Raw genomic sequence first — 25,455 nt, 5'->3', positions numbered from 1 at the left:
GTTCAGCCCAGGGGAGGCCGCCTACAATGTCCGACTCGTTCGTGCACCTGCACGTGCACACCGAGTACTCGATGCTCGACGGGGCCGCCAAGCTCAAGGACATGTTCGCCGAGTGCAACCGGCTGGGCATGCCGGCGGCCGCGATCACCGACCACGGCAACATGTACGGGGCCTACGACTTCTTCAAGCAGGCCACCGCCGCCGGGGTGAAGCCGATCATCGGCATCGAGGCGTACATGGCGCCGGGCTCCCGTCACGACAAGCGGCGCATCACCTGGGGCGAGCCGCACCAGAAGAACGACGACGTGTCGGCCAGCGGCGCCTACACCCACCAGACGATCTGGGCGGCCAGCAACGAGGGCCTGCACAACCTGATGCGGGCCTCCAGCTACGCGAGCATCGACGGCCAGCTGGGCAAGTGGCCGCGGATGGACCGGGAGCTCCTGGCGGAGAACTCCAAGGGCCTGATCGCCACCACCGGCTGCCCGTCGGGCGAGGTGCAGACCCGGCTGCGGCTCGGCCAGGAGAAGGAGGCCCTGCAGGCGGCCTCGGACTGGAAGGACATCTACGGGGACGGCAACTTCTTCGTGGAGCTGATGGACCACGGCATCGAGATCGAGAGCCGGGTCCGCGACGGCCTGGTCAACGTGGCCAAGCAGCTCAACCTGCCGTTCGTGGTGACGAACGACTCGCACTACACCTACGAGTCGGACCGGGACGCGCACGGCGTGCTGCTGTGCGTGCAGACCGGCAAGACGCTCCAGGACCCGACCCGCTTCAAGTTCGACGGCACGGGCTACTACCTGAAGTCGCCGGACGAGATGCGCGCGATCGACTCCTCGGACCCCTGGCAGGAGGGGTGCCGCAACACGCTGTTGGTGGCCGAGAAGGTCGACACCACCGACATGTTCAAGTTCCACAACCTGATGCCGCGGTTCCCGATCCCCGAGGGCATGACCGAGGACGAGTACTTCAAGGAGCAGGTGTGGGCCGGCATGCACCGCCGGTTCCCCGACGGCATCGACGAGGAACACCGCAAGCAGGTGGAGTTCGAGATCGGCGTCATCCTGCAGATGGGCTTCCCGGCCTACTTCCTCGTGGTCGCCGACTTCATCAACTGGGCCAAGAACAACGGCATCCGGGTCGGCCCGGGCCGTGGCTCCGCCGCGGGGGCGCTGATCGCGTACGCGATGGGCATCACCGACCTGGACCCGTTGGCCCACGGCCTGATCTTCGAGCGGTTCCTCAACCCCGACCGCGTCAGCCCCCCCGACATCGACATCGACTTCGACGAGCGCCGGCGCGGCGACGTCATCCGCTACGTCACCGAGAAGTGGGGCGAGGACAAGGTCGCCCAGGTGATCACCTTCGGCACCATCAAGGCGAAGGCGGCGATCAAGGACTCCGCCCGCGTGCTCTACGGCCAGCCCGGCTACGCGGTCGCCGACCGGATCTCCAAGGCCTACCCGCCGGCCGTGATGGCCAAGGACATCCCGCTCAACGGCCTGTTCGACCCGCAGCACAAGCGCTACGCCGAGGCCACCGAGATCCGCGCCCTCTACGAGCAGGACCCGCAGGTCAAGGAGATCATCGACACCGGCCGCGGCCTGGAGGGCCTGATCCGCAACGCCGGCGTGCACGCCTGCGCGGTGATCATGTCCGCGGAGACGCTGACCGACCACATCCCGGTGTGGAAGCGGCCGCAGGACGGCTCGATCATCACGCAGTTCGACTACCCGACCTGCGAGACGCTCGGCCTGCTGAAGATGGACTTCCTGGGGCTGCGCAACCTCACGGTCATCGACGACACGATGAAGAACATCAAGCTCAACGGCAAGACCCCGCCGGACCTGGACAGCCTGGCGCTGGACGACAAGAAGACCTACGAGCTGCTGGGCCGGGGCGACACGCTGGGCGTGTTCCAGCTGGACGGCGGGCCCATGCGCGACCTGCTGCGGCTGATGCGCCCGGACAACTTCGAGGACATCTCCGCGGTCGGCGCGCTCTACCGGCCGGGCCCGATGGGCGCCAAGTCGCACACGAACTACGCGCTGCGCAAGAACAAGCAGCAGGAGATCACCCCGATCCACCCGGCGCTGGAGGAGCCGCTCAAGGACATCCTCGGCACCACCTACGGCCTGATCGTGTACCAGGAGCAGGTCATGGCCATCGCGCAGAAGCTGGCCGGCTACACGCTGGGACAGGCCGACCTGCTGCGCCGCGCGATGGGCAAGAAGAAGAAGGAGATCCTGGACAAGGAGTACGCCGGCTTCGAGAAGGGCATGCTGGACAACGGCTATCCGCAGGACGCCGTCAAGACCCTCTGGGAGATCCTGGTCCCCTTCGCCGACTACGCCTTCAACAAGGCGCACTCGGCCGCGTACGGCCTGGTCTCGTACTGGACCGCCTACCTGAAGGCGAACTACCCGGCCGAGTACATGGCCGGCCTGCTCACCTCGGTCGGCGACGACAAGGACAAGGCCGCGATCTACCTGGCCGAGTGCCGCAAGATGGGCATCACCGTGCTGCCGCCGGACGTCAACGACTCGATGCGCGAGTTCGCGCCGGTCGGCGACAGCATCCGGTTCGGCCTGGGCGCGATCCGCAACGTCGGCGCGAACGTGGTCGACTCGATCGTGGCGGCCCGCACCCAGAAGGGCGCGTTCGTCGACTTCTCCGACTACCTGCGCAAGGTCGACGCCAACGCCTGCAACAAGAAGGTCATCGAGTCGCTGATCAAGGCCGGCGCCTTCGACTCGCTGGGCCACCCGCGCAAGGGCCTGCACATGGTGCACATCGAGGCCGTCGACGCGATCATGGACACCAAGAAGGCCGAGGCGGTCGGCCAGTTCGACCTGTTCGGCGGCGGGGACGACGGCGAGGACAACGCCGGCGGCGTGTTCGACGTGAAGGTGCCCGACGAGCAGTGGGACTCCAAGCACCAGCTGACGCTGGAGCGGGAGATGCTCGGCCTGTACGTGTCCGGCCACCCGCTCAACGGCGTGGAGCGGGTGCTGGAGGCCCAGTCCGACACGGCGATCGCCACCATCCTCGAAGGCAACCTCCCCGACGGCGCGCAGGTGACGGTCGGCGGCATCCTGGCCTCGGTGACCCGGCGCATCAACAAGTCCGGCGAGTCGTGGGCGTCCGCGCAGCTGGAGGACCTGGCCGGCGGCATCGAGGTGCTGTTCTTCCCGAAGACCTACTCGGTGGTCGGGATGAGCGTCGCCGAGGACGCGATCGTGCTGGTCAAGGCCCGCATCGCCAAGCGCGACGACCGGATCTCGCTGATCGCCAACGACCTGGCGCTGCCGGACCTGGAGATGGCGGCCAGCGGCATGCCGGTGAAGCTGACCATGCACGCGGCCAAGTGCACCCGGCCGCTGGTGGGCCAGCTCAAGGAGGTCCTCAAGTCGCACCCGGGCTCCACCGAGGTGCACCTGAACCTGATGAACGGCCGGCGCGGCACCATGCTGCGACTGGACGACGGGCTGCGGGTGGACCCGTCACCGTCACTGATGGGCGACCTCAAGGCCCTGTTGGGACCGGGTTGCTTGGGCTGAGACGCCTGTGACCCCGGGCACATTCACCGATAATGGATGCGCCCGGGGGACCATGTGGGCACACTGGCGTAAACAGGGTTAACCAATCGTTGGTTGCCCCTATTACGTGGCGGAGGGGAGAGCCCGATGACTGGCACCGAGACGGCGCCCGACGAGTTGTTCACCTACGAGTTCTTCCAGGACCCGCAGTCCTTCCAGGCCGCGTTACGGGCCGAGGCGCCCGCCCGGCCGGTGGTCACACCCAACGGCTTCCGGGTGTGGCTGGTGACCCGGTACGAGGAGGCCAAGGCGGTGCTGGCGGACCCGACCGTGCAGAAGAACAGCGCGGGCATGAACGCGGTCTCGGCCAAGAACCGGACCGTCGAGGGCGAGGGCCGGCCCTTCGCCGACGAGCTCAACCAGCACATGCTGGCCATGGACCCGCCGGACCACACCCGGCTGCGCCGCCTGGTCACCAAGGCGTTCACCGCCCGCCGCATCGAGCAGATGCGCCCGCGGATCGAGGAGATCACCGCCGAGCTGCTGGCCAAGCTGACCGCCGGCGACCAGGTCGACCTGCTGGACGTGTTCGCCTTCCCGCTGCCGATCACCGTGATCAGCGAGCTGCTCGGCGTGGACGACGAGGACCGCGAGGCGTTCCGCCGCAACTCCAACACCATCATCTCCAGCGCCGGCCCGGAAGAGGTGGGCGCGGCCGGCAGGTGGATGGTCGGCTACTTCATGAAGCTGGTCGCCGACAAGCGCGCCAACCCCGGCGACGACCTGCTCTCGGCGCTGATCGAGACCAGCGAGGACAGCGACCGGTTCAGCGAGCAGGAACTGGTCTCGATGGCGTTCCTGCTGCTGATCGCCGGCCACGAGACCACGGTCAACCTGATCGGCAACGGCGTGCTGGCATTGCTGACCAATCCCGAGCAGTTGGCGCGCCTGAAGGCCGACCCGTCGCTGATGCCCGGCGCGGTCGAGGAGTTCCTGCGCTTCCGCAGCCCGGTCAACATGTCGACGTTCCGGTTCACCACCGAGCCGGTGGTGGTCGGCGACGTCACCATCCCGGCGGAGTCACTGGTGCTGGTCGGCCTGGGCTCGGCCAACCGCGACGAGGACCGCTTCGAGCACGCCGACCAGCTCGACATCACCCGACCGGTGGGCGGGCACCTGGCGTTCGGGCACGGCATCCACTACTGCCTCGGCGCGCCGCTGGCCCGGCTGGAGGGCGAGATCGCCTTCCGCGGCCTGCTCGCCGCGTTCCCGGACCTCAAGCTCGCCGTCGAGCCGTCGGAGCTCCAGTGGCGGATCAGCGTGCTGGTGCACGGACTTGAGAAGCTGCCCGTGATCCTGTAGCCATCGGGGCATGCCAGCACGAGTTGTCCTTGCAGGAAGCACTCGACCGGCTGCCCGGGGCGTCGTGCCGGCCGGCACGCTCGATCCGGCGACCGTGCTCACCGCGACGGTGGTGCTGCGGCGGCGGGCCGAGCTGCCGGCCGGTCTCGTGTCCGGGCCGGCGGTGGTCGGCCGGCAGGAGTTCGCCGACCGGTACGGGGCCGATCCCGCCGACGCGCAACGGGTCCGCACCGTCCTCGGTGGACTCGGCGTGGACGTGGTGGCTGAGGACCTCGCGTCGCGACGGCTGTCCGTACGGGGCGATCTGGCGGCGATGAACCGGGCGTTCGGCGTGTCGCTGGAGCTGGTGTCGGCCGGGGACGTCCGGCATCGGCACCGGGTGGGCGCGCTGGAGGTGCCGGCCGAACTGGACGGTGTCGTGCAGGCCGTGTTGGGGCTGGACGACCGTCCCCAGGCACGGAGGCAGGCGGTCGACGCCGCTGTCGGCGTCTCGTACACGCCGCCGCAGCTGGGCAAGATCTACGGCTTCCCGGCGGCCGTGCCCGGGGCCGCGTCGACGATCGCAGTCATCGAGCTGGCCGGCGGCTACACCGATGCCGAGCTGGCGACGTACTTCCAGCAGGTCGGGGTCGGCCCGGTGTCGGTGCGGGCGGTGAGCGTGGACGGCGGCGCGAACTCGCCGAACACCCCCGGCGACAACGAGGTCATGCTCGACATCGAGGTGATCGGCGGGCTCGCCCCCGAGGTGACGCAGGCCGTCTACTTCGCACCCAACACCGATCAGGGTTTCGTCGACGCCATCAGCACCGCCGTGCACGCCGCGCCGACGCCGGCGGCCGTCAGCATCAGCTGGGGCGGGGCCGAGGACCTGTGGACCGAGCAGACCCGAACCGCGTTGAACGACGCCTTCGCCGACGCCGCCGCGCTCGGCGTGACGGTTGTCGTCTCGAGCGGCGACTGGGGCGCCAGCGACCAGCAGACCGACGGCAAGAACCACACGGACTTCCCGGCGTCCAGCCCGTATGTGCTGGCCTGTGGGGGAACCAGTTTGATCGCCGACGTCTCCAGTGGCGTGATCAGCAGCGAGACGGTGTGGAACAACGGCGCCGGCACGAACGCCACCGGCGGCGGGGTCAGCGTGTTCTTCGCCCGTCCCGACTACCAATCCGCTTGCGGCGCACCGGAATCCGGTCGCGGCGTGCCGGACGTCGCGGGCGTCGCCGATCCCAAGACCGGGTATTCGGTGCTGGTGCACGGAAAGTCGTACCCGGCCGGCGGCACCAGCGCCGTCGCCCCGCTCTGGTCGGCGCTGGTGGCCCGGCTCGTGCAGCAGCTGGGCCGACCGTTGGGGCTGCTGCAACCGTTGCTGTACAAGGATGCTGAGCCCGGGAAGCTGGCCGCCGGCTTCCGTGACGTCACCGCCGGCGACAACCAGGGGTATCCGGCCTCGCCCGGCTGGGATCCGTGCACCGGTCTCGGCTCGCCGGACGGCAACGCCCTGCTTTCCGTGCTACGGCAGCGACTTACGGGTTGAAGTGCACCTCCGGGTTCTGCGGGGTCGGCCCGTTGAGGACGGCCTGCGGGATGTGCCGGAGGGTCTGGTCGAAGAACGCCGTCACGTAGCCGCGGGTGACGGCGACGGCTCGATCCGCCGGCAGTCCCGACTGCTGCAGGCCGAGCTGGGCCAGCAGGGTCGGCGAGTCGGTGAACGAGAGGTGCGAGGCGCCGCTGACGGTGAGCCAGCGCTTCCAGCCTCCGAGTTGCGGCCACACCTCGTCCCAGAGCGTCGGACACCGGCAATCCCTGTGCCTGCAACGAAGCCGTGGTCTCGGCGACGGTCGCGTACGGCGCGGTCGGGCCCGTGCCGGGGAAGGCCGGGTAGGACAGGCTGACCATCAGCTCCCGGGGATTGGCCTGCGACCAGGGATCCTGACGGCTGTGGTCGACGAGGTGCCGTGCTTAACGGCTTCTCAGTTAGGGTCCACGGCGTGACACCCGACGAGCTGCTCGCGCTGGACCGCGCCCACGTCTGGCATCCGTACGGGCCGATGCCGGGACGGATCGACCCGCTGGTCGTCACCGACGCCGAGGGCGTGCGGCTGCGGCTGGCCGACGGGCGGGAACTGGTCGACGGCATGGCCTCCTGGTGGTCGGCCATCCACGGCTACCGGCACCCGGTGCTGGACGCGGCCGTGCGGGACCAGCTCGGCCGGATGAGCCACGTGATGTTCGGCGGTCTCACCCACGAGCCGGCGGTGCGGCTGGCGGCGAGGCTGGTGGAGATCACCCCGGAGCCGTTGCGGCACGTGTTCCTGGCCGACTCGGGGTCGGTGTCGGTCGAGGTGGCGATCAAGATGTGCCTCCAGCACTGGCGGTCGCTGGGCCGGCCCGACAAGCGCCGGCTGCTGACCTGGCGGCGCGGGTACCACGGCGACACGTTCCACCCGATGAGCGTCTGCGACCCCGACGGCGGCATGCACTCGCTGTGGACGGGCGTGCTGCCGCAGCAGGTGTTCGCCGATCCGCCGCCGGCCGAGTTCGAGCACGACTACGTGCAGCACCTCGTCGATCTGGTCGAGCGGCACGCCGACGAGCTGGCGGCGGTGGTGGTCGAGCCGGTCGTGCAGAACGCCGGCGGCATGCGGTTCCACGACCCGCGCTACCTGCACGTGCTGCGGGAGGTGACGCTCGCCAACGACGTGCTGCTGGTGTTCGACGAGATCGCCACCGGGTTCGGGCGCACCGGCGAGCTTTTCGCCGCCGACCACGCCGGCATCAGCCCCGACGTGATGTGCGTCGGCAAGGCCCTGACCGGCGGTTACATGACGATGTCGGCGGCGCTGTGCACCTCGCGGGTCGCCGACGGCATCTCCCGCGGCGAGGTGCCGGTGCTGGCCCACGGGCCTACTTTCATGGGCAACCCGCTGTCCTCGGCGGTGGCCAACGCGTCCATCGACCTGCTGCTCGGGCAGGACTGGCGGGGCGAGATCAAACGCATCGAGACCGGCCTGCGGGCCCTGGAGGCGGCGCGGGCCGTGCCCGGCGTCAAGGACGTCCGGGTGCTCGGCGCGATCGGGGCCGTGCAGCTCGACCACCCCGTCGACATGGCCGCCGCCCAGCGCGCGGCCGTCGAGCACGGGGTGTGGCTGCGGCCGTTCAACGACCTGATCTACACGATGCCGCCGTACGTGATTTCCGACGACGACTTGTCTCAGGTCTGCAACGCCATCATTGCGGCCGCGGCGGTCCCCTGAGCCTGCGACGAGGCGAACCACTAACCTGATGGGTCGTGAACATCCTCGTGATCACCGGCACCGGGACCGGTGTCGGCAAGACCATGGTCACCGCGGCCTGTGCGGCCCTGGCGGTGGACGGCGGCCAGCGGGTCGCGGTGGTCAAGCCGGCGCAGACCGGGGTCGGCCCGCAGGAGCCCGGCGACCTGGACGAGGTGGCCCGGTTCGCCGGCAAGATCACGACCAGGGAGCTGCGCCGCTACCCGGAGCCGCTGGCCCCGGACACCGCCGCCACCCGCGCCGGCATGCCGCAGGTGCACCCCGGCGAGATCGCGTCCGCGGTGGCCGAGCTGGCCGCCGACCACGACCTGGTGCTGGTCGAGGGCGCGGGCGGGCTGCTGGTGCGGTTCGACGACGAGGGCGCGACCCTGGCCGACGTCGCCTGGGCGCTCAACGCGCTCGTGCTGATCGTCGCCGAGGCCGGCCTCGGCACCCTCAACCTCACCGCGCTGACCGCCGAGGTGCTGCTCAAGCGGGGCATCGAGTGCGCGGGCGTGGTCATCGGCAGCTGGCCGGCCGAGCCCGACCTGGCGTCGCGCTGCAACCTCGTCGACCTACCAGAGGCGGCCGGCGGTCCGCTGCTCGGCGCGCTGCCCGAGGGCTCGGGACTGTTGGACCCCTCAGACTTTCTTGAGGTCGCTCGGGCCGCCATGTCACCGTGGCTCGGCGGCACGTTCGACCCGGACGTGTTCGCGGAGCAGTTCACCGCGTGAGCGAGCCTGCGAGCGAACCATTCGACGCAGCTTGACTCACGCTGCCGACGAAGGAGGCGGCGTGAGTCTCGTAACACGATCCGACGAGGTCGCGTGGGGCAGACTGCATCCCAGCGTCACCCGGAGTGAGGAGAGCAGTCTGTGACCGAGCTTGCGAGGGAACCATCCAACACTGCGACCTTGGTCGCGGACCTTCGTGTTCCGAGCGTTAGCGAGGAAGGTCCGTGACCGCCGTGGACACCGACATCATCGCCGTCGCCCGTGACCAGGTGCTGGAGCGCGGCGAGGGACTGTCGCAGGAGCAGCTGGTGCAGGTGCTCCGTCTCGGCGACGACCGGCTGGAGGAGCTGCTGGAGCTGGCCCACCAGGTGCGGATGCGCTGGTGCGGCCCGGAGGTCGAGGTCGAGGGCATCGTCAGCGTCAAGACCGGCGGCTGCCCCGAGGACTGCCACTTCTGCTCCCAGTCCGGCCGCTTCCCGTCGCCGGTCCGCTCGGCCTGGCTGGACATCCCCGGCCTGGTGCGCAGCGCCCGGGAGACGCGCGCGACCGGCGCCACCGAGTTCTGCATCGTGGCGGCCGTGCGCGGGCCGGACGCCCGGCTGATGTCGCAGGTCCGCGAGGGCATCAAGGCCATCCGCGAGGACGGCAACGACATCCAGATCGCCTGCTCGCTGGGCATGCTCACGCAGGAGCAGGTCGACGAGCTGGTGGCGATGGGCGTGCACCGCTACAACCACAATCTCGAGACGGCTCGCTCGCACTTCCCGAACGTGGTCACCACGCACACGTGGGAGGAGCGCTGGGAGACCCTGCGCATGATCCGCGAGGCCGGCATGGAGGTGTGCTGCGGCGGCATCATCGGCATGGGCGAGAGCGTCGAGCAGCGCGCCGAGTTCGCCGCGCAGCTGGCCGAGCTCGGCCCGGACGAGTGCACGATGAACTTCCTCATCCCGCAGCCCGGCACCCCGTACGAGCAGTACGAGATCGTCGAGGGCCGCGACGCGCTGCGCACGGTGGCCGCGTTCCGGCTGGCCATGCCCCGCCCGCTGCTGCGCTTCTCCGGCGGCCGCGAGCTGACGTTCGGCGACCTCGGCACCAAGCAGGGCATGCTCGGCGGCATCAACGCCATCATCGTCGGCAACTACCTCACCAACCTGGGCCGCCCGGCCGCCCAGGACCTGGAGATGCTCGACGAGCTCAGCATGCCGGTCAAGGCGCTGAACCAGAGCCTGTGAACGCCGAATTCTGCGCCCGGTGCGGGCAGCCCGCCGCCACGGGCGACCACACGCTCTGCCGGACCCGGCTGGCCTCGATCGACCCGCCGCGGTTCTGCGCGGAGTGCGGGCGGCGCATGGTCGTGCAGGTGACACCCGCCGGATGGGTGGCGAATTGCAGCCGACACGGCGAGCGAACGTCGACGTCACCGTCGGTCGGCTAGGGTCGCTCGAATGTCGGAGCAAGCGGGCGAGCGGGCCGAGCCGATGCGCATCCCGCCGGTCACCGAGCGGGACCCGGAGCCGGGTTCGTCGGCGGTCTCGTCGGACGTGCGGACGGCCCCGGTGCCGTCGGTGTCGGACATCATGGCGATGCTGCCGCAGGCCAGACCGGCCCGCGTGGTGGTCAAGCGCGACCTGCTGCCGGCCGTGAGCGTGCTGTCCACGGTGGCGCTGTCCGGGCTGCTCCTCGGCTGGCTGTGGTCCATCCTGGCGCCGCCGCAGCGCGTGATCCTGGTCGACGGCCAGCAGCTGCCGCTGCTCGACGAGAGCTACCACCGGTTCGACGACCTGATCCTGTTCGTGCTGCTGGGTCTCGGCATGGGCCTGGTCGTCGGCGGCATCGTGTGGCTGCTGCGGGAGCGCCGCGGCCCGGTGATCATGATCGCCGCCGTGCTGGGCTCCGCGCTGGGCGCGTGGCTGGCGATGAAGGTCGGCGTCTCCTGGGCCGGCGCTCACTACGCGCTCCCCGGCACGCCCGCCAACCGCGCGGTGTTCGACCAGGCCCCGATCCTGGAGTCGAGCTGGGTCATCCTGGCGCAGCCGCTGGCCACCGCGCTGGCGTACGGCACGTTGACGGCGTGGAACGGCATGGACGACCTCGGCCGCCGCCTCGGCTAGTTCGTGCTGGGGCGGATGCTGAACTCCGACAGCGCGGCGGGGATGGCGCGTAGTTCGCGCAGGATGCCCGTTTCGCGGTTCAGCACCCGTCGCACCATTCGCAGGCGCCGCAACGGGTTGCGCTCCTCCAGCAGCCCCTGACGGTCCTCGATGGTCAGCAGGCAGTCGGCCGCGAGCAGGTGCGCCAGCGTCCCGGTGTCCGCGCCGACCTCAGGCTCGTTCCAGTCCTCACGATGCCAGGCGGCGTTGCAGTAGCGGCGATGCGCGGCCCGCGCGGACTCCGACAGCTGCGGCGCCGCCGACACGCTGGCGGCGGCGACCTCGGCGTCGGGCAGCCATTCCACGCTGCCGAGCAGGTACGGCGCGCTGCCGGAGTCTATGTCCAGCAGGCGAAACCGGCGCTCGCCGCGCGTCACGATGTCGAACCGGCCGTCGGGCAGCCGGTTGACCTGGCGCAGCGTCGCCGAGCAGCCGACGTCGTGCAGCTGCGAAAGCTCGTCCACGTCGGTGAACCAGCCCTGTCTGATCGCGACCACGCCGAAGCTGCGCCCCGTCACCGCGCCGGTCACCAGGTCGACGGTGAGCTGGCGGTAGCGCGGTTCGAAGATGTGCAACGGCAACGACGCCCCGGGCAACAGCACCGTGCCCAGCGGAAAGATGGGGAGCGTCTCGGCCACGGGTCTACCGTACGTCGCCGCCGGACCCCCTGCTGGGTGGTCGCAGCACCGCGAAGGGATCGGTCACGAGCATGCCGTGCCCGGTGAACCGGAACAGCGCAGCTGGGCGGCCGCCCGACGGCCCGGGCGGCGAGGTGTGACCGGTCGGCTCCAGCAGACCGCGCCGGGACAGCACCCGCTGGAGGTTGGTGGCCGCGACCCGGTAGCCCAGCGCCGCCGAGTAGAGGCCGCGCAGCGCCGAGATGGTGAACTCCGGCGGGGCGAGCGCGAACCCGAGGTTGGTGTACGAGAGCTTGGCGCGCAGCCGGCCCTGCGCCCGCCGCACGATCGCCTCGTGGTCGAACGCGGTGTCGGGCAGGTCGTCCACCGGGTACCAGGCGGTGTCCTCGGGCACCTCGGGGTCGACGTCGCAGGGGATCAGCCCGAGGAAGGCGCTGGCGACGATCCGGCCGCCCGGCACCCGGTCCGGGGCGCTGAAGACGGCGAGCTGCTCGACATGTGCCAGTTTCCTGACGTCCACCTTCTCCGCGAGCTGGCGGCGGATCGACGCCTCCACGTCCTCGTCGTCGCGCAGCCGCCCACCGGGCAGTGACCAGCGGTGAGCGTGCGGTTCCTGGGCGCGCCGCCAGAGCAGGACCTGGAGTGATTCCCGCCTCACCTGGAGGACTGCTGCCAGTACTTCATTGCCTGTTAACCCCGGTTGGCTGATAGGATCTGGCACGTTTTCGATTATAAGGCGAAAACCGGGGGACCCGCAACCGAGGAGGACACGATGGCCGCTACCGCGCAGTTGGAGCGGACCGAGGACGGCTGGACCGGGGTGCAGCCGGACGCCGCCTGGCGGGAGGAGGTGCGACGACTCGTCGAGACGCACGACGCCGTGCTGCTCGCGCACAACTACCAGTTGCCCGAGATCCAGGACATCGCCGACCACACCGGCGACTCGCTCGCGCTGAGCCGCATCGCGGCCAGCAGCAGCGCGTCCACGATCGTGTTCTGCGGCGTGCACTTCATGGCCGAGACGGCCAAGATCCTCAGCCCGGACAAGCGGGTGCTCATCCCGGACGCCCGTGCAGGCTGCTCGCTGGCCGACTCCATCACCGGGGAGCAGCTGCGGGCGTGGAAGGCCGAGCACCCGGGGGCCGTGGTCGTCTCTTACGTCAACACCACCGCCGAGGTGAAGGCGGAGACCGACATCTGCTGCACGTCCTCGAACGCAGTGGACGTGGTCGCCTCCATCCCGGCCGACCGCGAGGTGCTGTTCTGCCCGGACCAGTTCCTCGGCGCGCACGTGCGCCGTGTGACCGGCCGGGACAACCTGCACGTGTGGGCCGGCGAGTGCCACGTGCACGCCGGCATCAACGGCCCCGAGCTGGCCGACCGGGCGGCCGCCAACCCGGACGCGGACCTGTTCATCCACCCGGAGTGCGGCTGCGCCACCTCGGCGCTGTACCTGGCCGGCGAGGGCGCGGTGCCCGCGGAGAAGGTCAAGATCCTGTCCACCGGCGACATGCTGACCGCCGCCCGCTCGACCAACGCCCGCAGCGTGCTGGTGGCGACCGAGGTCGGCATGCTGCACCAGCTGCGCAAGGCCGCGCCGGAGATCGACTTCCAGGCGGTCAACGACCGGGCCTCCTGCCGGTACATGAAGATGATCACGCCCGCGGCGCTGCTGCGCTGCCTGCGCGACGAGGCCGACGAGGTGTTCGTGGACGCCGACACGGCGGCGCGGGCCCGTGGCGCGGTGCAGCGGATGATCGAGATCGGCCAGCCCGGCGGTGCGGAATGAGGGCCCGCTGGGAGGCCGAGGCCGACCTTGTCGTCGTCGGCACCGGCGTGGCCGGCTTGACCGCGGCGCTGGACGCGCACGCCCTGGGCCTGCGGGTTCTCGTCGTGACGAAGGCCGCGCTGGGCGACGGGAACACACGGTGGGCCCAGGGGGGCGTCGCCGTCGTGCTGCCGGGCGAGCACGAGCAGGGCGACACCGTCGACCGGCACGTCACCGACACCCTGACGGCCGGTGCGGGGCTATGTGACCAGATCGCCGTCGCGCAGATCATCGCCGACGGCCCGGCCGCGGTGACGCGCCTTCGCAAGTGGGGGGCGGTGTTCGACAGCGGCGAGGACGGCAGGCTGGCGCGTACCAGGGAAGGCGGCCACACGGCGTTCCGTGTCGTGCACGCCGGCGGGGACGCGACCGGCGCCGAGGTCGAGCGGGCGCTGCTGGCGCAGGCCCGTGACGGCCGGATCGCCATGCTGGACAACCACGTTGCCGTCGAGGCGCTGCGCACGCCGTCGGGCGCCGTGGCCGGGTTGCTCGTGCTGGACGGCGATGGCGTGCCGGGCGTGCTGCGCGCGCCGGCGGTGCTGCTGGCGACCGGCGGCGTCGGCCAGATGTACCAGGTGACGTCGAACCCCGAGGTCGCCACCGCCGACGGCATCGCGCTGGCGCTGCGGGCCGGCGCGGTTGTCGCGGACCTGGAGTTCGTGCAGTTCCACCCGACCGTGCTGTACATGGGTTCCGGCGCGCGGGGACGCTGCCCGCTCGTGACGGAGGCGGTTCGCGGCGAGGGCGCGGTTCTCGTCGACGGCAACGGTTCGCGGGTGATGGTCGGCGTGCATCCGTTGGCGGACTTGGCTCCTCGCGACGTCGTGTCGGCGGCGATCACCCGCCGGATGAACGAGATCGGCGACGATCACGTCTTCCTCGACGCCACCCACCTGGAGGGATCGGCCTTCCGCAAGCGGTTCCCGACCGTGTACGCGGCCTGTGCGGCGGTCGGTGTCGACCCGGCCGTGGACCCGATTCCGGTCGCGCCGGCGGCACACTTCTCGTGCGGCGGCGTTGTGGCCTCCGTGGACGGTCGGACGACGGTGCCGGGACTGTACGCCGCCGGCGAGGTCGCCCGCTCCGGTCTGCACGGTGCGAATCGCTTGGCGTCCAACAGCTTGCTGGAAGGCCTCGTCGTCGGCTCGCGGGCAGCGCGCGCCATCGCCGCCGATCGGGCGGTGGGCCTGCTCGGCGATCCGCGCAAGGCGGAGCTGCTCGGCTCGCTGGCGGCCGCCGTCGCGGAGCGGGATGTCTTGCAGCGCACGATGAGCCGGCACGCGGCGATCGGCCGCAATGGTGACGGGTTGGCGACTGCCGCTTCCGTACTGGAGAAGTCGACCGTCGTCCGTCCACTCGGGACGCGGGAGTCGGTCGAGGACGCAGCTTTGACCATGGCCGCCGAGATTCTGCTCACCGTGGCCGCTGAGCGCACCGAGTCGCGCGGCTGCCACGTGCGGACCGACTACCCGAACCGCAACGACGGCGCGTGGCAGCGGTCGGTTCCGGTCCGGCTGGACGCCGCCGGGCGTCCGTTCCTGTTCGAGCGGCCCGTGCTCGGGGGTGTGGCGTGAGTATTGACAGGGAAGATCTCCAGCGAGTCGTCAAGGCAGCGCTGGCCGAGGACCTCCGCTACGGCCCGGACGTCACCACCGCGGCCACCGTGCCGGCCGATGCCGTCGCCGTCGGCAGCTTCAGGCCGCGCAAGGCCGGCGTCATCGCCGGCGTGCCGGCCGCGCTGGCCGTGCTGGACGAGGTCACCGAGTACGAGGTCGTGTCACGGGTCGAGGACGGCACCCGCCTCGTCGCCGGCGAGGCGGCGCTGGTCGTGCGGGGGCCGGTCCGTGGCCTGGTCACCGCCGAGCGGACGGCCCTGAACCTGCTGACCCACCTGTCCGGCATCGCCACCGCCACCGCCGCCTGGGTCGAGGTCATCGCCGGAACCGGTTGCGCCGTCAGGGATTCCCGCAAGACGCTGCCGGGGCTGCGGCTGCTGGAGAAGTACGCCGTGCGCTGCGGCGGCGGCGTCAACCACCGGATGGGCCTCGGCGACGCCATCCTGATCAAGGACAACCACGTCCAGGCCGCCGGCTCCGTCACCGCGGCGTTGGCGGCCGCGCGGGCCTACGCGCCCGCGTTGACGTGCGAGGTCGAGGTCGACACCCTCGACCAGCTCGACGAGGCCCTCGCCGCCGACGCCGAGCTGGTGCTGCTGGACAACTTCACCGTGGCGGACTGCGCCGAGGCGTTCCGCCGCACCAAGGCCGCCGGCACCGGCACGCTGCTGGAGGCGTCCGGCGGGCTCACCCTCGACGTCGCGCGGGCCTACGCCGAGACCGGCGTCGACTACCTGTCCGTCGGCGGCCTCACCCACTCCTCACCCGCCCTGGACCTCGGTCTGGACATGTGAGGCCCCGCGCGGGGCCAGCGCTCCAGGGGGAGGCTGGCCCCGCGCGGGACGCGCGGCAAAGATACTGTCGGGGTTGTGCGTCGACTTCTGCTTACTGCCTCGCTGCTCGCCGCCGCCGTGGTTCTGGCCGGGTGCACGGGTGAGTCGGCGCCGAACAAGCCCGGCACGGTCAACGACAACACCACCATGACGCTGGCCGCCACGGCCGAGCCCGCCACGCTGAATCCCGTGCAGGGCTTCGCCCCCGAGGGTGGCTCGCGGATGTACGACGGCCTCGTCGAATACCAGGCCGACCGGACGCTGCGGGCCGTGCTGGCCACCGAGTTGCCGCAGCCCGCCGCGGACGGCCGGTCCTGGACGGTGAAGCTGCGGTCGGGCGTGAAGTTCTCCGACGGCAGCCCGCTCACCGCCGCCGACGTCGTCGCCGAGTACTCCGCCGTGCTGAATCCGGCCGTGAAGTCGCCGCTGCGACCGGACTTCGACATGCTGTCGGGCGTCACCGCGGTGGACGACCTGACCGTCCGCTTCGACCTCTCGTTCCCGTATCCGACCTTCCCGACGCGGCTGGTGCTGGGCGTCATCCCGCACACCGCCTCGGCGACCGACCCGCAGCCGCCCGGCACCGGGCCGTACGCGGTGACCGGGTGGGACAAGGGCAAGCAGCTGGTGCTGGTCCTGAACAAGAACTACGCCGGCACGCCGCCGAAGGTCGTGAAGCTGACCGTCGTCTTCGTGCCGGACGACGCCACCCGGATCAGCCGCATGCACAACGGCGACTTCGACGGCGTCGAGGTGCCGCCGCAGCAGGCGGTCGCGGTGGCGAAGTACGACGGCGTGAAGGTCATCACCGAGGACACCGCCGACTACCGGGCGGTGTCGCTGCCGACGTCGAATCCCGTGACCGGCGACCGGGCCGTGCGGCTGGCGATGAACTTCGCCGTGGACCGCAAGGACCTGATCGGGACGGCGCTGGGCGGCAAGGGCACGCCCGCGTACACGCCGATGCCGGACTCGCTGCCCGAGTTCGTCGACCCGGGGGCCACCTACCGGCTCGACCGGCAGGCCGCCGGCCGGATCCTGGACCAGGCCGGCTGGCTGGCCGGCGCGGACGGCATCCGCTCCCGCGGCGGCGTCCGCGCCGCCTTCACCGTCAGTTACCCCGCCGGCGACATGGAGCGCCGCGCCGTCGCGCAAGCGTTTGCCAAGCAGCTCCGGGGCGTCGGCATCGACGTCACCGCCACTCCCGACGCCGGGGCCGGCGCCGCCCAGATCGTCGACGGCGGCAACCCCTTCGACCCCGACCTGGCCGTCCGCCAGGTCCTGCGCACCGGCGGCGCGGCCAACACCACCGGCTACAGCAACCCCGGCGTCGACGCCGCTCTGGACAGCGCCCACAAGGCCACCGACCCCGCCGCCCGCGCCACGGCGTTCCGGGCCGCCCAGCGGGCGTACATCGGCGACCCGAGCATGGTGACGCTGGCCTTCGTCACCCACACGTACGCCGTCCACGACAACTGGTCGGGGTCGGTTGCGATCACCGAGCCGTCCGTGCATGGCCCCTTGACCTGGGGACCGTGGTGGAACCTGGCCACCTGGACGATTCGCTGAGGTCGGTTGCCGCCGGGCTTGACAGCGGGCCTCGGTACCCTGATGCCCATGCTCAGCCGCACCGACCTGCGTGGTCACGTCCCGTCCCCGGCCCACCTGCGCGCCACCATGCCGCGCGCCGAGGTCGACGTGGACGCGGTGCTGCATCAGGTGCGGCCGATCGTGGACGCGGTGCGTGACCGGGGCGTGCCGGCGGTGCTGGAGTTCGCCGAGAAGTTCGACCGGATCCGGCCGGGGTCGGTGCGGGTGCCGGCGGACCGCCTGGCCCAGGCGCTGGCCGACCTCGACCCGAGGGTGCGCGAGGCGCTGGAGGAGTCGATCGCCCGGGCCCGGAAGGTGCACGCGGACCAGCGGCGCACCGACAAGACCACCGAGGTGGTCCCGGGCGGCACCGTGACGGAGCGTTGGGTGCCGGTGGGCCGGGTCGGCCTGTACGCGCCGGGCGGCCTCGCGGTGTACCCGTCGAGCGTGGTCATGAACGTGGTGCCGGCGCAGACGGCGGGCGTGGGCTCGCTGGTGGTGTGCTCGCCGCCGCAGGCCGAGCACGGCGGCCTGCCGCACCCGACGATCCTGGCGGCGTGCGCGCTGCTGGACGTCGAGGAGGTGTGGGCGGTCGGCGGCGCGCAGGCGATCGCGCTGCTGGCGTACGGCGGCGTGGACACCGACGGCGCGGAGCTCGAGGCCGTGGACCTGGTCACCGGCCCGGGCAACATCTACATGACGGCGGCCAAGCGCCTGTTGCGCGGCCTGCTCGGCATCGACGCCGAGGCGGGCCCGACCGAGATCGCCATCCTCGCCGACGACACGGCCGACCCGGCGCACGTCGCGGCCGACCTGATCAGCCAGGCCGAGCACGACACGCTCGCGGCGAGCGTGCTCGTCACCGACTCGGAGCGGCTGGCCGACGCTGTCGACATCGAGCTGCGCAAGCAGGTCGGGGCGACCAAGCACAGCGCCCGCGTGGCGGAGGCGTTGGCGGGCCGGCAGTCCGGCTGCATCCTGGTGTCCACTGTGGACGACGGCCTGCGCGTCGTCGACGCGTACGCCGCGGAGCACCTGGAGATCCAGACAGCCGACGCCCGCGCGGTCGCCGCGCGGGTGCGCAACGCCGGCGCCGTCTTCGTCGGGGCCTACGCCCCGGTCTCGCTCGGCGACTACTGCGCCGGCTCCAACCACGTGCTGCCCACCGGCGGCTGCGCCCGCCATTCCTCGGGCCTGTCCGTGCAGACCTTCCTGCGCGGCATCCACGTCATCGACTACACCGAGGACGCGTTGCGCGACGTCGCCGACAAGGTGGTCGCGCTGGCCAACGCCGAGGACCTGCCCGCTCACGGCCAAGCCGTCACCGCACGTTTCAAGGACGCCTGAATGACCTCACCGATTGGCGCGCGTGTCCAGCTCGCGGATCTGCCGCTGCGCGACGACCTGCGCGGCCGCACGCCCTATGGGGCGCCGCAGCTGGACGTGCCGGTGCGCCTGAACACCAACGAGAACCCCTACCCGCCGCCGCCGGAACTGGTCGCGGACGTGGCCGCTGCGGCGGCCGAGGTGGCGGCGACGCTGCACCGCTACCCGGACCGCGACGCCATCGCGCTGCGCACCGAGCTGGCCGCCTACCTGGCGTCCTCCACAGGCGTGCCGGTGACGGTGGCCAACGTGTGGGCCGCCAACGGCTCCAACGAGATCCTCCAGCAGCTGCTCCAGGCGTTCGGCGGGCCCGGCCGCAGCGCGCTGGGCTTCGAGCCGTCGTACTCGATGCACCCGATCATCGCCGCCGGCACCCGCACCGACTGGGTGCCGACGCCGCGCCGTCCGGACTTCTCGCTGGACACCGACGAGGCCGCGCGGATCATCGTCGAGAAGGCGCCGGACCTGGTGTTCATCACCAGCCCCAACAACCCGACAGGCCAGGCCATCCCGCTGGACCAGCTGCGCGAGCTGATCGCCGTGACGCCGGGTGTGGTCGTCATCGACGAGGCATACGCGGAGTTCAACGAGCACGCGAGCACCCTGGGCCTGCTCGACGAGTTCGCCGACAAGCTGGTGGTCACCCGGACCATGAGCAAGGCGTTCGCCTTCGCCGGCGGCCGCCTGGGCTACCTGGCCGCCGCCCCCGCGCTGGTGGACGCGCTGCAGCTGGTTCGGCTGCCGTACCACCTCTCCGCCCTGACGCAGGCCGCCGCGCTGGCCGCGCTGCGGCACGGCGAGCAGACGCTGGAGTCCGTCGCCAAGCTCGTCGCCGAGCGCCACCGCGTGGTGGACTCGTTGGCCGGCATGGGTTTCCAGGTCGTGCCCAGCGACGCCAACTTCGTCCTGTTCGGACGGTTCGACGACGCCCGCGCGGCCTGGCAGTCCTATCTGGACCGGGGCGTGCTGATCAGGGACGTCGGCATCGCCAACCACCTCAGGGTCAGCATCGGGACGCCCGACGAGAACGACGCGTTCCTGGCGGCCAGCAAGGAGATCACTCGATGAGGGAGCTTGCGACCTCATCCATCGAACACAGGGGCTGTCGCAGTTGCGACGAGCCCTGCGAGGAGCTTCTGTGACCCGGATCGGGCGGATCGAGCGCGCCACCAAGGAATCCTCCGTCCTGGTCGAGATCGACCTGGACGGCTCCGGCAAGGTGGAGATCGACACCGGCGTGCCGTTCTACGACCACATGCTCACGGCGTTCGGCGTGCACGGCAGCTTCGACCTGGTGGTGCGGGCCACCGGCGACACCCACATCGACGCCCACCACACCGTCGAGGACGTCGCCATCGTGCTGGGCCAGGCGATCCGCCAGGCGCTGGGCGACAAGGCCGGCATCCGGCGCTTCGGCGACTGCTGGATCCCGATGGACGAGGCGCTGGCCCACGCCGCCGTGGACGCGAGCGGACGGCCGTACTGCGTGCACGTGGGCGAGCCGGAGTCGATGGAGTCCTTCACCGTCGGCAACAACTACGCCACCGTGCTCAACCGGCACGTGTTCGAGTCGCTGGCCTTCCACGCGCAGATCGCGCTGCACGTGCGGGTCATCCACGGGCGGGACCCGCACCACATCACCGAGGCGGAGTACAAGGCGATCGCCCGCGCGCTGCGCGCGGCCACCGAGCCGGACCCGCGGGTGGCGGGCGTGCCGTCCACCAAGGGGGTGCTGTGATGTCGCAGCACGAGCTGATCGCGGTGGGACTGCTGGCGCTGGCCGGCTTCCTGATCGGCGGTGTCTACACGATGTGGAAGACGGCCAAGATCGCCGCCGCCGTGCTGGGCGTGCTGGCCCTGCTGGCCGCCGGCGGCGCGATCGCCTGGTTCATGTCGAACTGAGGTACGCCGCGGGCACGTGTTCCGTGAACCAGACACCGTTGGCGCTCAACCGGAACACGTGTCCGTCGGCGTGCATGCGACCGGCGTCGACCGCCAGCACCACCGGCTTGCCCCGGCGCGAGCCGACCTTCACCGCCGTCGCCACGTCCGGCGACAGGTGCACGTCGTGCCGGCTCATCGGCCGCAGCCCGTCCGCCATGATGGCGTCCAGGAACTTGGCCACCGTTCCGTGGTAGAGCGTGGCCGGCGGGGTTTCGACCGGCAGGTCGAGCTCCACCGGCACCGTGTGCCCCTGGTTGGCGCGGATCCGGCTGCCCGTCTCGTCGAACGCGAACCGCCGCTTGTTGTTCGTCTCGACCACGTGGTCGAGTTGGTCGCGCGTGATGCGCAGCGCCGCCAGCAGCGGCGCGACGTCCGTCCAGCCGTCGGTGGTCAGCTGGATGCCGATCTCCTCCGGCGCGTGCCGCAGATGTCGCGACAGCCGTTTGGACAGGCGGACGGTGTCCTTCTCGTTCATGGGCCGCAAGTGTGGGTGGAGGACCGGACCCAAGTCCACCGGGATTTCCCCACCCTGCGCTTTCCCCCACTAGCCACGTTCCGCCGACCGCGTTTCCGCCGCCGGCCGCTTTGCACCCCGGCGCTCCTGTCACCGGCGCTCCGCCGCCGGCCGCTTCCGCCAGCCGCCTGTTTCCGCCGCTGGCCGCTTTGCACCCCGGCGCTCCTGTCACCGGCGCTCCGCCGTGTGCCGTTTCCGCCAGCCGCCTTTCCCGCCGCTTTGCACGCCGGCGCTCCACCGCCCGCCACGTTCCGCCGCCCGCGCTCTCTCCCCCCAGCGCTGCCGCCATCGGCGCTCCACAAGCCCGGCGTCTTCCCCACCCGCCGCTGTCAGCCCGCCAGGGCCAGTTCGCTGATCACGTGGTCGGCGAGCAGCACCTCGGCGCCGGCCAGGCCGGTCGCGCAGTACAGGGTGATCTGGCCCTCGCTGATCCGGCCGGGCAGGTCGCCGGCGATGATGCCGCCGAGGTGCGCCAGCTTGCGTCCGGTGAAGAACGGGTTGCCGTAGGCGGCGGCCTGCGCGGGCGAGTCGGTGGCGACGATCGCGGCCACGCTGGCCAGCTCCGGCGGGAGTTCGCTGGCGCCGCGCAGCTTCGGCCCGATCGTGTTCACGTGGCAGCCCGGGGCGAACGCGGTGGCCGGCAGCACGGGCTTGGCCGACTTGGTCGCCACGAGCACCACATCGGCGTCCCGCACGGCCGCCACGGAGTCGGCCAGGTCGACGGCGTTCAGGCCGAGCTCGTCACGGGCCCGCGCGGCGAACTTGGCGCGGTTCTCGGGAGTGGGGGAGCTGACCCGGACCTCGCTGAAGGTGCGCACGGCGCAGGCGGCCCACAGTTGCGCCCACGACTGCGTGCCGGAGCCGATGACCGCGCACACCGAGGCGTCGGGCTTGGCCAGCACGTCTACCGCCGCGCCGCCGAGTCCGCCGGTGCGCAGCGCGCCGAGTGCCGTGCCGATGACCACGCCGCGCAGGTTGCCCTTGTTGTCCCACACCGCAACCAGCTGGTCGGCGTGCCCGGGCCACAGGCCGTAGCACCGGAAACCCGCGGTGCCCGAGGCATTTCCGCCGGCGGTGAAAACGAGTTCCGTTGAGCCGACGTCGATCCCGGTGCGGGGCGGGGCCTTCAGCGTGCCGCGGTAGGCGTCCACGAGGGCGTCTCGGGAAACCCGGACGGCCGCCCCGGCCCGCAGGGTGGCTCGCACGTCACCGTCCGAGATGACCTTCACATACTCCAGTCTGCGACTGCCGGACAGCGCCTTCAAGGCGACGCGGACAGCTGCATCCTTATGGCGCAACGGTGATCACTGTGCGCCGACCGGCGCACTCAGTCGATACCTCCCTCGGCGGCGGCGCGCAGCCGGGGCGCTCCCGGACCGTAGTCGGCCATCCGGTCCTCGGTGTTGACCAGCGTGCACACCCGCAGCGACAGGCAGCCGCAGCCGACGCAGCCGGCCAGCTTGTCCCGAAGTCGTTGCAGGGAATCGATTCTGGCCTCCAACTCGGTCTTCCACTGCCGCGACAGCCGCGCCCAGTCCGCCTTGGTCGGCGTGCGTCGCTCGGGCAGCGTCGCCAGCGCCGCGCCGATGTCCTCCAGGCTCAGCCCGACCCGTTGCGCCGTGCGGATGAACGCCAGGCGCCGCAGCACCGAGCGCGGGTAGCGACGCTGGTTGCCGGCCGTGCGCTCGGCGGTGATCAGGCCGCGTTCCTCGTAGAACCGCAACGCGGTCTGCGCGACTCCGCTGCGTTCGGAGACCTGGCCGATGGACAGCCAGTCGGGGAGTTTCACCACCCGATGAGCCTAACCTGGAGTTAACTCGAACGCTCACACGCCTCGCTGCTGTGGCACCATGACGAGCCGATCGGGTCGTTCCACCACCGACACTTGCGCCCGCAACCGGCGGCCCAGCGTGGGCAACAGCTGCCAGCGCGTGGCGATCGTCGCGACCGCGACCGTCAGTTCCGTCCACACGAACGAGCCGCGGTCCTCGTAACCGAAGGGCACGAAGGCGCCACGGGGCAGGTGCGCGCAGCGGTCCGCGCGCCATCGGTCCGGATCGAACTGTGCCGGCGCCGGGTACAGCTCGGGGTCGCGGTGCAGCGAATGCGGGCGCAGCAGCAGCTCCGCGCCCGGCGACAGCGGGATTCCGCCCAGCCGAACGGGTTTCACCACCGTGCGCATCACCAGCAACACCGGATGCAGGCGTAACACCTCACTCACTACGCGTCGGGTGTAGCGGAGGTTCGGCACGTCCGACGCGGTGACGGGACGGCCCGCGAGCACCGTGTCCACCTCGGCGTGCAACCGGGCCTGGGCGTGCGGATGCGAGGCCAGCTCGTGCCAGGTCCAGGCCAGCGTCGCCCTCAGCAGCGCGGCCAGGCAGCCGCGTCCCGGGTCGGTCGCCGGGAAGAAGCGCTGCATCAGGAGGGTGATCGTGGACGGGATGGCGATCGGGCCGCGGTCCACCGGCTCGTAGCGGTCCATCGCCGCCGTCACGTCCACCTCGACACCCGGCCGCCAGTCCGCCGTCAGCCCTCGGGCTCGGACCGCCGCGTTCACCGTGTGGCCGACCAGCTCGCCGGCCGTCGGCGGCCGGACCTTCGCCTGCGCCTCGTAGCGCCTCGGGTCGGCCAGCAGGACCGCCCGCACCAGGTCCGGGGCCGTCACCGCGTGCACCAGGCGGGGGCCGATGTAGAGCGGGGTCACCCCGGGGCGGCCGTCGTCGGCGAGCGAACCGAGGAAACCCAGCGGATCGCCGGCGACAGCTGCCTCCATGTGCCCCATCCTGATGACGCCCATCGGACGCAGCAACCGCCGGCCGGACACGATGGGCGCATCGGGCACGTATCTTCCGACCAGTTCACCGGCTGGCCGGGCGGCCGGCACGTAGAGTCGGTGGCGGCTCCGGACCCGGTTCCGCGTTACGTGCAGCCCTGCAAACCGTTACGCAACGGTTTTCATTCAGCCCGCCGACCCGCACAATCGGGGCCATGAACCAAGCGATCACCGTGGGAGTCGTCGACTCCGAGGCGCTGGTGCGCGGCGGCGTCCGCCGCGTGCTCGAACAGGCGCCGGACGTGCGGGTCGTGGCCGAGGCCGCCAGCGGGCCGGGGGCCGTCGAACTCGTGCGCAAACACCATCCGCGGGTCCTGCTGATGGACATCCGGATGCCCGGGATGGACGGGCTCGCCGCCACCGAGCAGGTCCGGACCCTCTCGCCCGGCACCGCCGTCGTGCTGCTGACCTCCATGGCCGACGACGGTCACATCCGGCGGGCCCTGCGGGCCGGTGCCACCGGCTTCCTGCTCAAGGACGGCAGCCCCCGTGAGCTGGTCACCGCCGTGCGCGCCGTCGCCGCCGGCGAGGCCATGCTGTCGCCGGCCATCACCCGGCGGGTGCTCGACCGCATCATCGACATCGACCCCGAGCCCGTCGAGCGGGCCCGGACCCTCGTCGGACACCTCACCGGCCGCGAGCGCGAGGTGCTCGGCCTGCTCGCGCAGGGCATGGGCAACCTCCAGATCGCCCGCAAGCTCTACCTCAGCGAGGGCGCCGTCAAGGCCCACGTGAGTCGCCTGCTCACCAAGCTGAGCTGCGACAACCGCGTGCAGGCCGCCATCCTCGCGCACAACGCCCGCCTGGTCAGCGCCTGACGGTAAGCGCATTCCGGTGGCACCGCCGCCCACCGGGCGCCAGGCCGCAGAGCGGGCACTTCACCAGCCGCCAGCAGCAGGCCTTCGGCCATTCCGCCAGCCACGGCAACCAGCCGCAGGCCTTCGGCCGTTCCGGCGGCCACAGCAATCAGCCGCAGGCCTTCGGCCATTCCGGCGGCCACCGGCCACTGGTCATCGGCCGCTCCGGCCACCTGCCACTGGTCATCGGCCGCTCCGGCCACCTGCCACTCCTGCCGCGGGAATCAGGCACCGGTCAGCGGCCCGGCCATCCCACCTTTGAACGGGATCATTCCGCGACCGAGGGAAAGCGCTTTCCTGTGTGGGTCGTTCGTGGAGGCTGATCGGGTGGGAGTCCCGAGATGGCTGCT

Annotated in this window: 24 protein-coding genes; 17 read left to right on the top strand and 7 right to left on the bottom strand. The window is 71.3% G+C overall.

What is annotated here, in order from left to right:
• The first annotated feature begins 26 nt into the window (after positions 1 to 26).
• From dnaE to BCF44_RS10985, 3 genes are all read left to right on the top strand, one after another.
• On the top strand, positions 27 to 3,563 hold the full coding sequence (gene dnaE, locus BCF44_RS10995; RefSeq protein WP_116174065.1) for a DNA polymerase III subunit alpha: 3,537 nt from the start codon (positions 27 to 29) through the stop codon (positions 3,561 to 3,563).
• Between the two features lie 126 nt (positions 3,564 to 3,689).
• Positions 3,690 to 4,904 (top strand): cytochrome P450 family protein, encoded by a 1,215-nt coding sequence (locus tag BCF44_RS10990; RefSeq protein ID WP_116174064.1) that lies wholly within the window; start codon positions 3,690 to 3,692, stop codon positions 4,902 to 4,904.
• Between the two features lie 10 nt (positions 4,905 to 4,914).
• Positions 4,915 to 6,438 carry a S53 family peptidase gene (locus BCF44_RS10985; RefSeq protein WP_246014942.1) on the top strand — a complete coding sequence of 508 codons (1,524 nt, stop codon included), beginning with the start codon at positions 4,915 to 4,917 and terminating at the stop codon, positions 6,436 to 6,438.
• Here BCF44_RS10985 and BCF44_RS10980 read toward each other — a convergent pair.
• Entirely contained in the window at positions 6,428 to 6,676 is a 249-nt protein-coding gene (locus BCF44_RS10980) for a hypothetical protein (RefSeq protein ID WP_116174062.1), read from the bottom strand. The genes BCF44_RS10985 and BCF44_RS10980 overlap by 11 nt on opposite strands.
• Positions 6,677 to 6,892: 216 nt before the next feature.
• On the opposite strand from BCF44_RS10980, the gene BCF44_RS10970 reads away from it, so the two are divergent.
• From BCF44_RS10970 to BCF44_RS10950, 5 genes are all read left to right on the top strand, one after another.
• The gene (locus tag BCF44_RS10970; protein WP_116174061.1) at positions 6,893 to 8,158 is read left to right on the top strand and encodes an adenosylmethionine--8-amino-7-oxononanoate transaminase; all 1,266 of its coding nucleotides are present in this window, start codon (positions 6,893 to 6,895) and stop codon (positions 8,156 to 8,158) included.
• A 35-nt stretch (positions 8,159 to 8,193) separates the two neighbouring features.
• The gene (gene bioD, locus BCF44_RS10965; RefSeq protein WP_116174060.1) at positions 8,194 to 8,910 is read left to right on the top strand and encodes a dethiobiotin synthase; all 717 of its coding nucleotides are present in this window, start codon (positions 8,194 to 8,196) and stop codon (positions 8,908 to 8,910) included.
• A 224-nt stretch (positions 8,911 to 9,134) separates the two neighbouring features.
• Entirely contained in the window at positions 9,135 to 10,145 is a 1,011-nt protein-coding gene (gene bioB, locus BCF44_RS10960; protein WP_116174059.1) for a biotin synthase BioB, read from the top strand.
• Positions 10,142 to 10,348, top strand: coding sequence for a biotin synthase auxiliary protein BsaP (gene bsaP / locus BCF44_RS59515; protein WP_116174058.1), 207 nt, complete (start codon positions 10,142 to 10,144; stop codon positions 10,346 to 10,348). The genes bioB and bsaP overlap by 4 nt, the downstream gene beginning before the upstream one ends.
• A gap of 10 nt (positions 10,349 to 10,358) precedes the next feature.
• Positions 10,359 to 11,024 carry a DUF2567 domain-containing protein gene (locus BCF44_RS10950; RefSeq protein ID WP_116174057.1) on the top strand — a complete coding sequence of 222 codons (666 nt, stop codon included), beginning with the start codon at positions 10,359 to 10,361 and terminating at the stop codon, positions 11,022 to 11,024.
• On the opposite strand, the gene BCF44_RS10945 is transcribed toward BCF44_RS10950, so the two are convergent.
• Positions 11,021 to 11,701 (bottom strand): LON peptidase substrate-binding domain-containing protein, encoded by a 681-nt coding sequence (locus BCF44_RS10945; RefSeq protein ID WP_116174056.1) that lies wholly within the window; start codon positions 11,699 to 11,701, stop codon positions 11,021 to 11,023. The genes BCF44_RS10950 and BCF44_RS10945 overlap by 4 nt on opposite strands.
• A gap of 4 nt (positions 11,702 to 11,705) precedes the next feature.
• On the bottom strand, positions 11,706 to 12,377 hold the full coding sequence (locus BCF44_RS10940; protein WP_281283101.1) for an NUDIX hydrolase: 672 nt from the start codon (positions 12,375 to 12,377) through the stop codon (positions 11,706 to 11,708).
• 96 nt (positions 12,378 to 12,473) lie between these two features.
• On the opposite strand from BCF44_RS10940, the gene nadA reads away from it, so the two are divergent.
• The 8 genes from nadA (at position 12,474) to BCF44_RS55400 (ending at position 20,856) form a co-directional block, all read left to right on the top strand.
• Entirely contained in the window at positions 12,474 to 13,490 is a 1,017-nt protein-coding gene (nadA, locus tag BCF44_RS10935; RefSeq protein ID WP_116174054.1) for a quinolinate synthase NadA, read from the top strand.
• Positions 13,487 to 15,103 (top strand): L-aspartate oxidase, encoded by a 1,617-nt coding sequence (locus tag BCF44_RS10930; RefSeq protein ID WP_116174053.1) that lies wholly within the window; start codon positions 13,487 to 13,489, stop codon positions 15,101 to 15,103. The genes nadA and BCF44_RS10930 overlap by 4 nt, the downstream gene beginning before the upstream one ends.
• Positions 15,100 to 15,939, top strand: a complete 840-nt coding sequence (gene nadC / locus BCF44_RS10925) for a carboxylating nicotinate-nucleotide diphosphorylase (protein ID WP_116174052.1) — start codon at positions 15,100 to 15,102, stop codon at positions 15,937 to 15,939. Before BCF44_RS10930 ends, nadC begins: the two co-directional genes overlap by 4 nt.
• A 75-nt stretch (positions 15,940 to 16,014) precedes the next feature.
• Entirely contained in the window at positions 16,015 to 17,547 is a 1,533-nt protein-coding gene (locus BCF44_RS10920; protein WP_246014941.1) for an ABC transporter substrate-binding protein, read from the top strand.
• 48 nt (positions 17,548 to 17,595) lie between these two features.
• Entirely contained in the window at positions 17,596 to 18,915 is a 1,320-nt protein-coding gene (hisD, locus tag BCF44_RS10915; protein WP_116174050.1) for a histidinol dehydrogenase, read from the top strand.
• A complete protein-coding gene (locus BCF44_RS10910) occupies positions 18,916 to 20,022 on the top strand; it encodes a histidinol-phosphate transaminase (RefSeq protein WP_116174049.1) in 1,107 nt (368 codons plus the stop codon).
• A 70-nt stretch (positions 20,023 to 20,092) separates the two neighbouring features.
• Positions 20,093 to 20,692: an imidazoleglycerol-phosphate dehydratase HisB gene (gene hisB / locus BCF44_RS10905; RefSeq protein WP_116174048.1), complete on the top strand. Its 600-nt coding sequence runs from the start codon at positions 20,093 to 20,095 to the stop codon at positions 20,690 to 20,692.
• Positions 20,692 to 20,856: a hypothetical protein gene (locus tag BCF44_RS55400; RefSeq protein ID WP_170217469.1), complete on the top strand. Its 165-nt coding sequence runs from the start codon at positions 20,692 to 20,694 to the stop codon at positions 20,854 to 20,856. The genes hisB and BCF44_RS55400 overlap by 1 nt, the downstream gene beginning before the upstream one ends.
• Here the strand turns inward: BCF44_RS55400 and BCF44_RS10900 are convergent.
• The 4 genes from BCF44_RS10900 to BCF44_RS10885 all read right to left on the bottom strand — a co-directional run bounded on the left by BCF44_RS10900 (position 20,843) and on the right by BCF44_RS10885 (position 24,188).
• Positions 20,843 to 21,373 carry an RNA 2'-phosphotransferase gene (locus tag BCF44_RS10900; RefSeq protein WP_116174047.1) on the bottom strand — a complete coding sequence of 177 codons (531 nt, stop codon included), beginning with the start codon at positions 21,371 to 21,373 and terminating at the stop codon, positions 20,843 to 20,845. The two genes, BCF44_RS55400 and BCF44_RS10900, sit on opposite strands and share 14 nt — an antisense overlap.
• 368 nt (positions 21,374 to 21,741) lie before the next feature.
• Entirely contained in the window at positions 21,742 to 22,641 is a 900-nt protein-coding gene (locus BCF44_RS10895; protein ID WP_170217467.1) for an ornithine cyclodeaminase family protein, read from the bottom strand.
• Positions 22,642 to 22,739: 98 nt separating this feature from the next.
• Positions 22,740 to 23,204 carry a redox-sensitive transcriptional activator SoxR gene (gene soxR, locus BCF44_RS10890; RefSeq protein ID WP_116174045.1) on the bottom strand — a complete coding sequence of 155 codons (465 nt, stop codon included), beginning with the start codon at positions 23,202 to 23,204 and terminating at the stop codon, positions 22,740 to 22,742.
• 33 nt (positions 23,205 to 23,237) lie between these two features.
• On the bottom strand, positions 23,238 to 24,188 hold the full coding sequence (locus BCF44_RS10885; RefSeq protein WP_170217464.1) for a cytochrome P450: 951 nt from the start codon (positions 24,186 to 24,188) through the stop codon (positions 23,238 to 23,240).
• 215 nt (positions 24,189 to 24,403) lie between these two features.
• Here BCF44_RS10885 and BCF44_RS10880 point away from each other — a divergent pair, with 215 nt between their 5' ends.
• Complete coding sequence (locus tag BCF44_RS10880) at positions 24,404 to 25,066, top strand: response regulator (protein ID WP_116174043.1); 663 nt, start codon at positions 24,404 to 24,406, stop codon at positions 25,064 to 25,066.
• The last annotated feature ends 389 nt before the right edge of the window (positions 25,067 to 25,455 follow it).

It is taken from the genome of Kutzneria buriramensis (assembly GCF_003387475.1).
GTDB lineage: Bacteria > Actinomycetota > Actinomycetes > Mycobacteriales > Pseudonocardiaceae > Kutzneria > Kutzneria buriramensis.
This window is presented reverse-complemented; position numbering and strand designations above follow the sequence as displayed.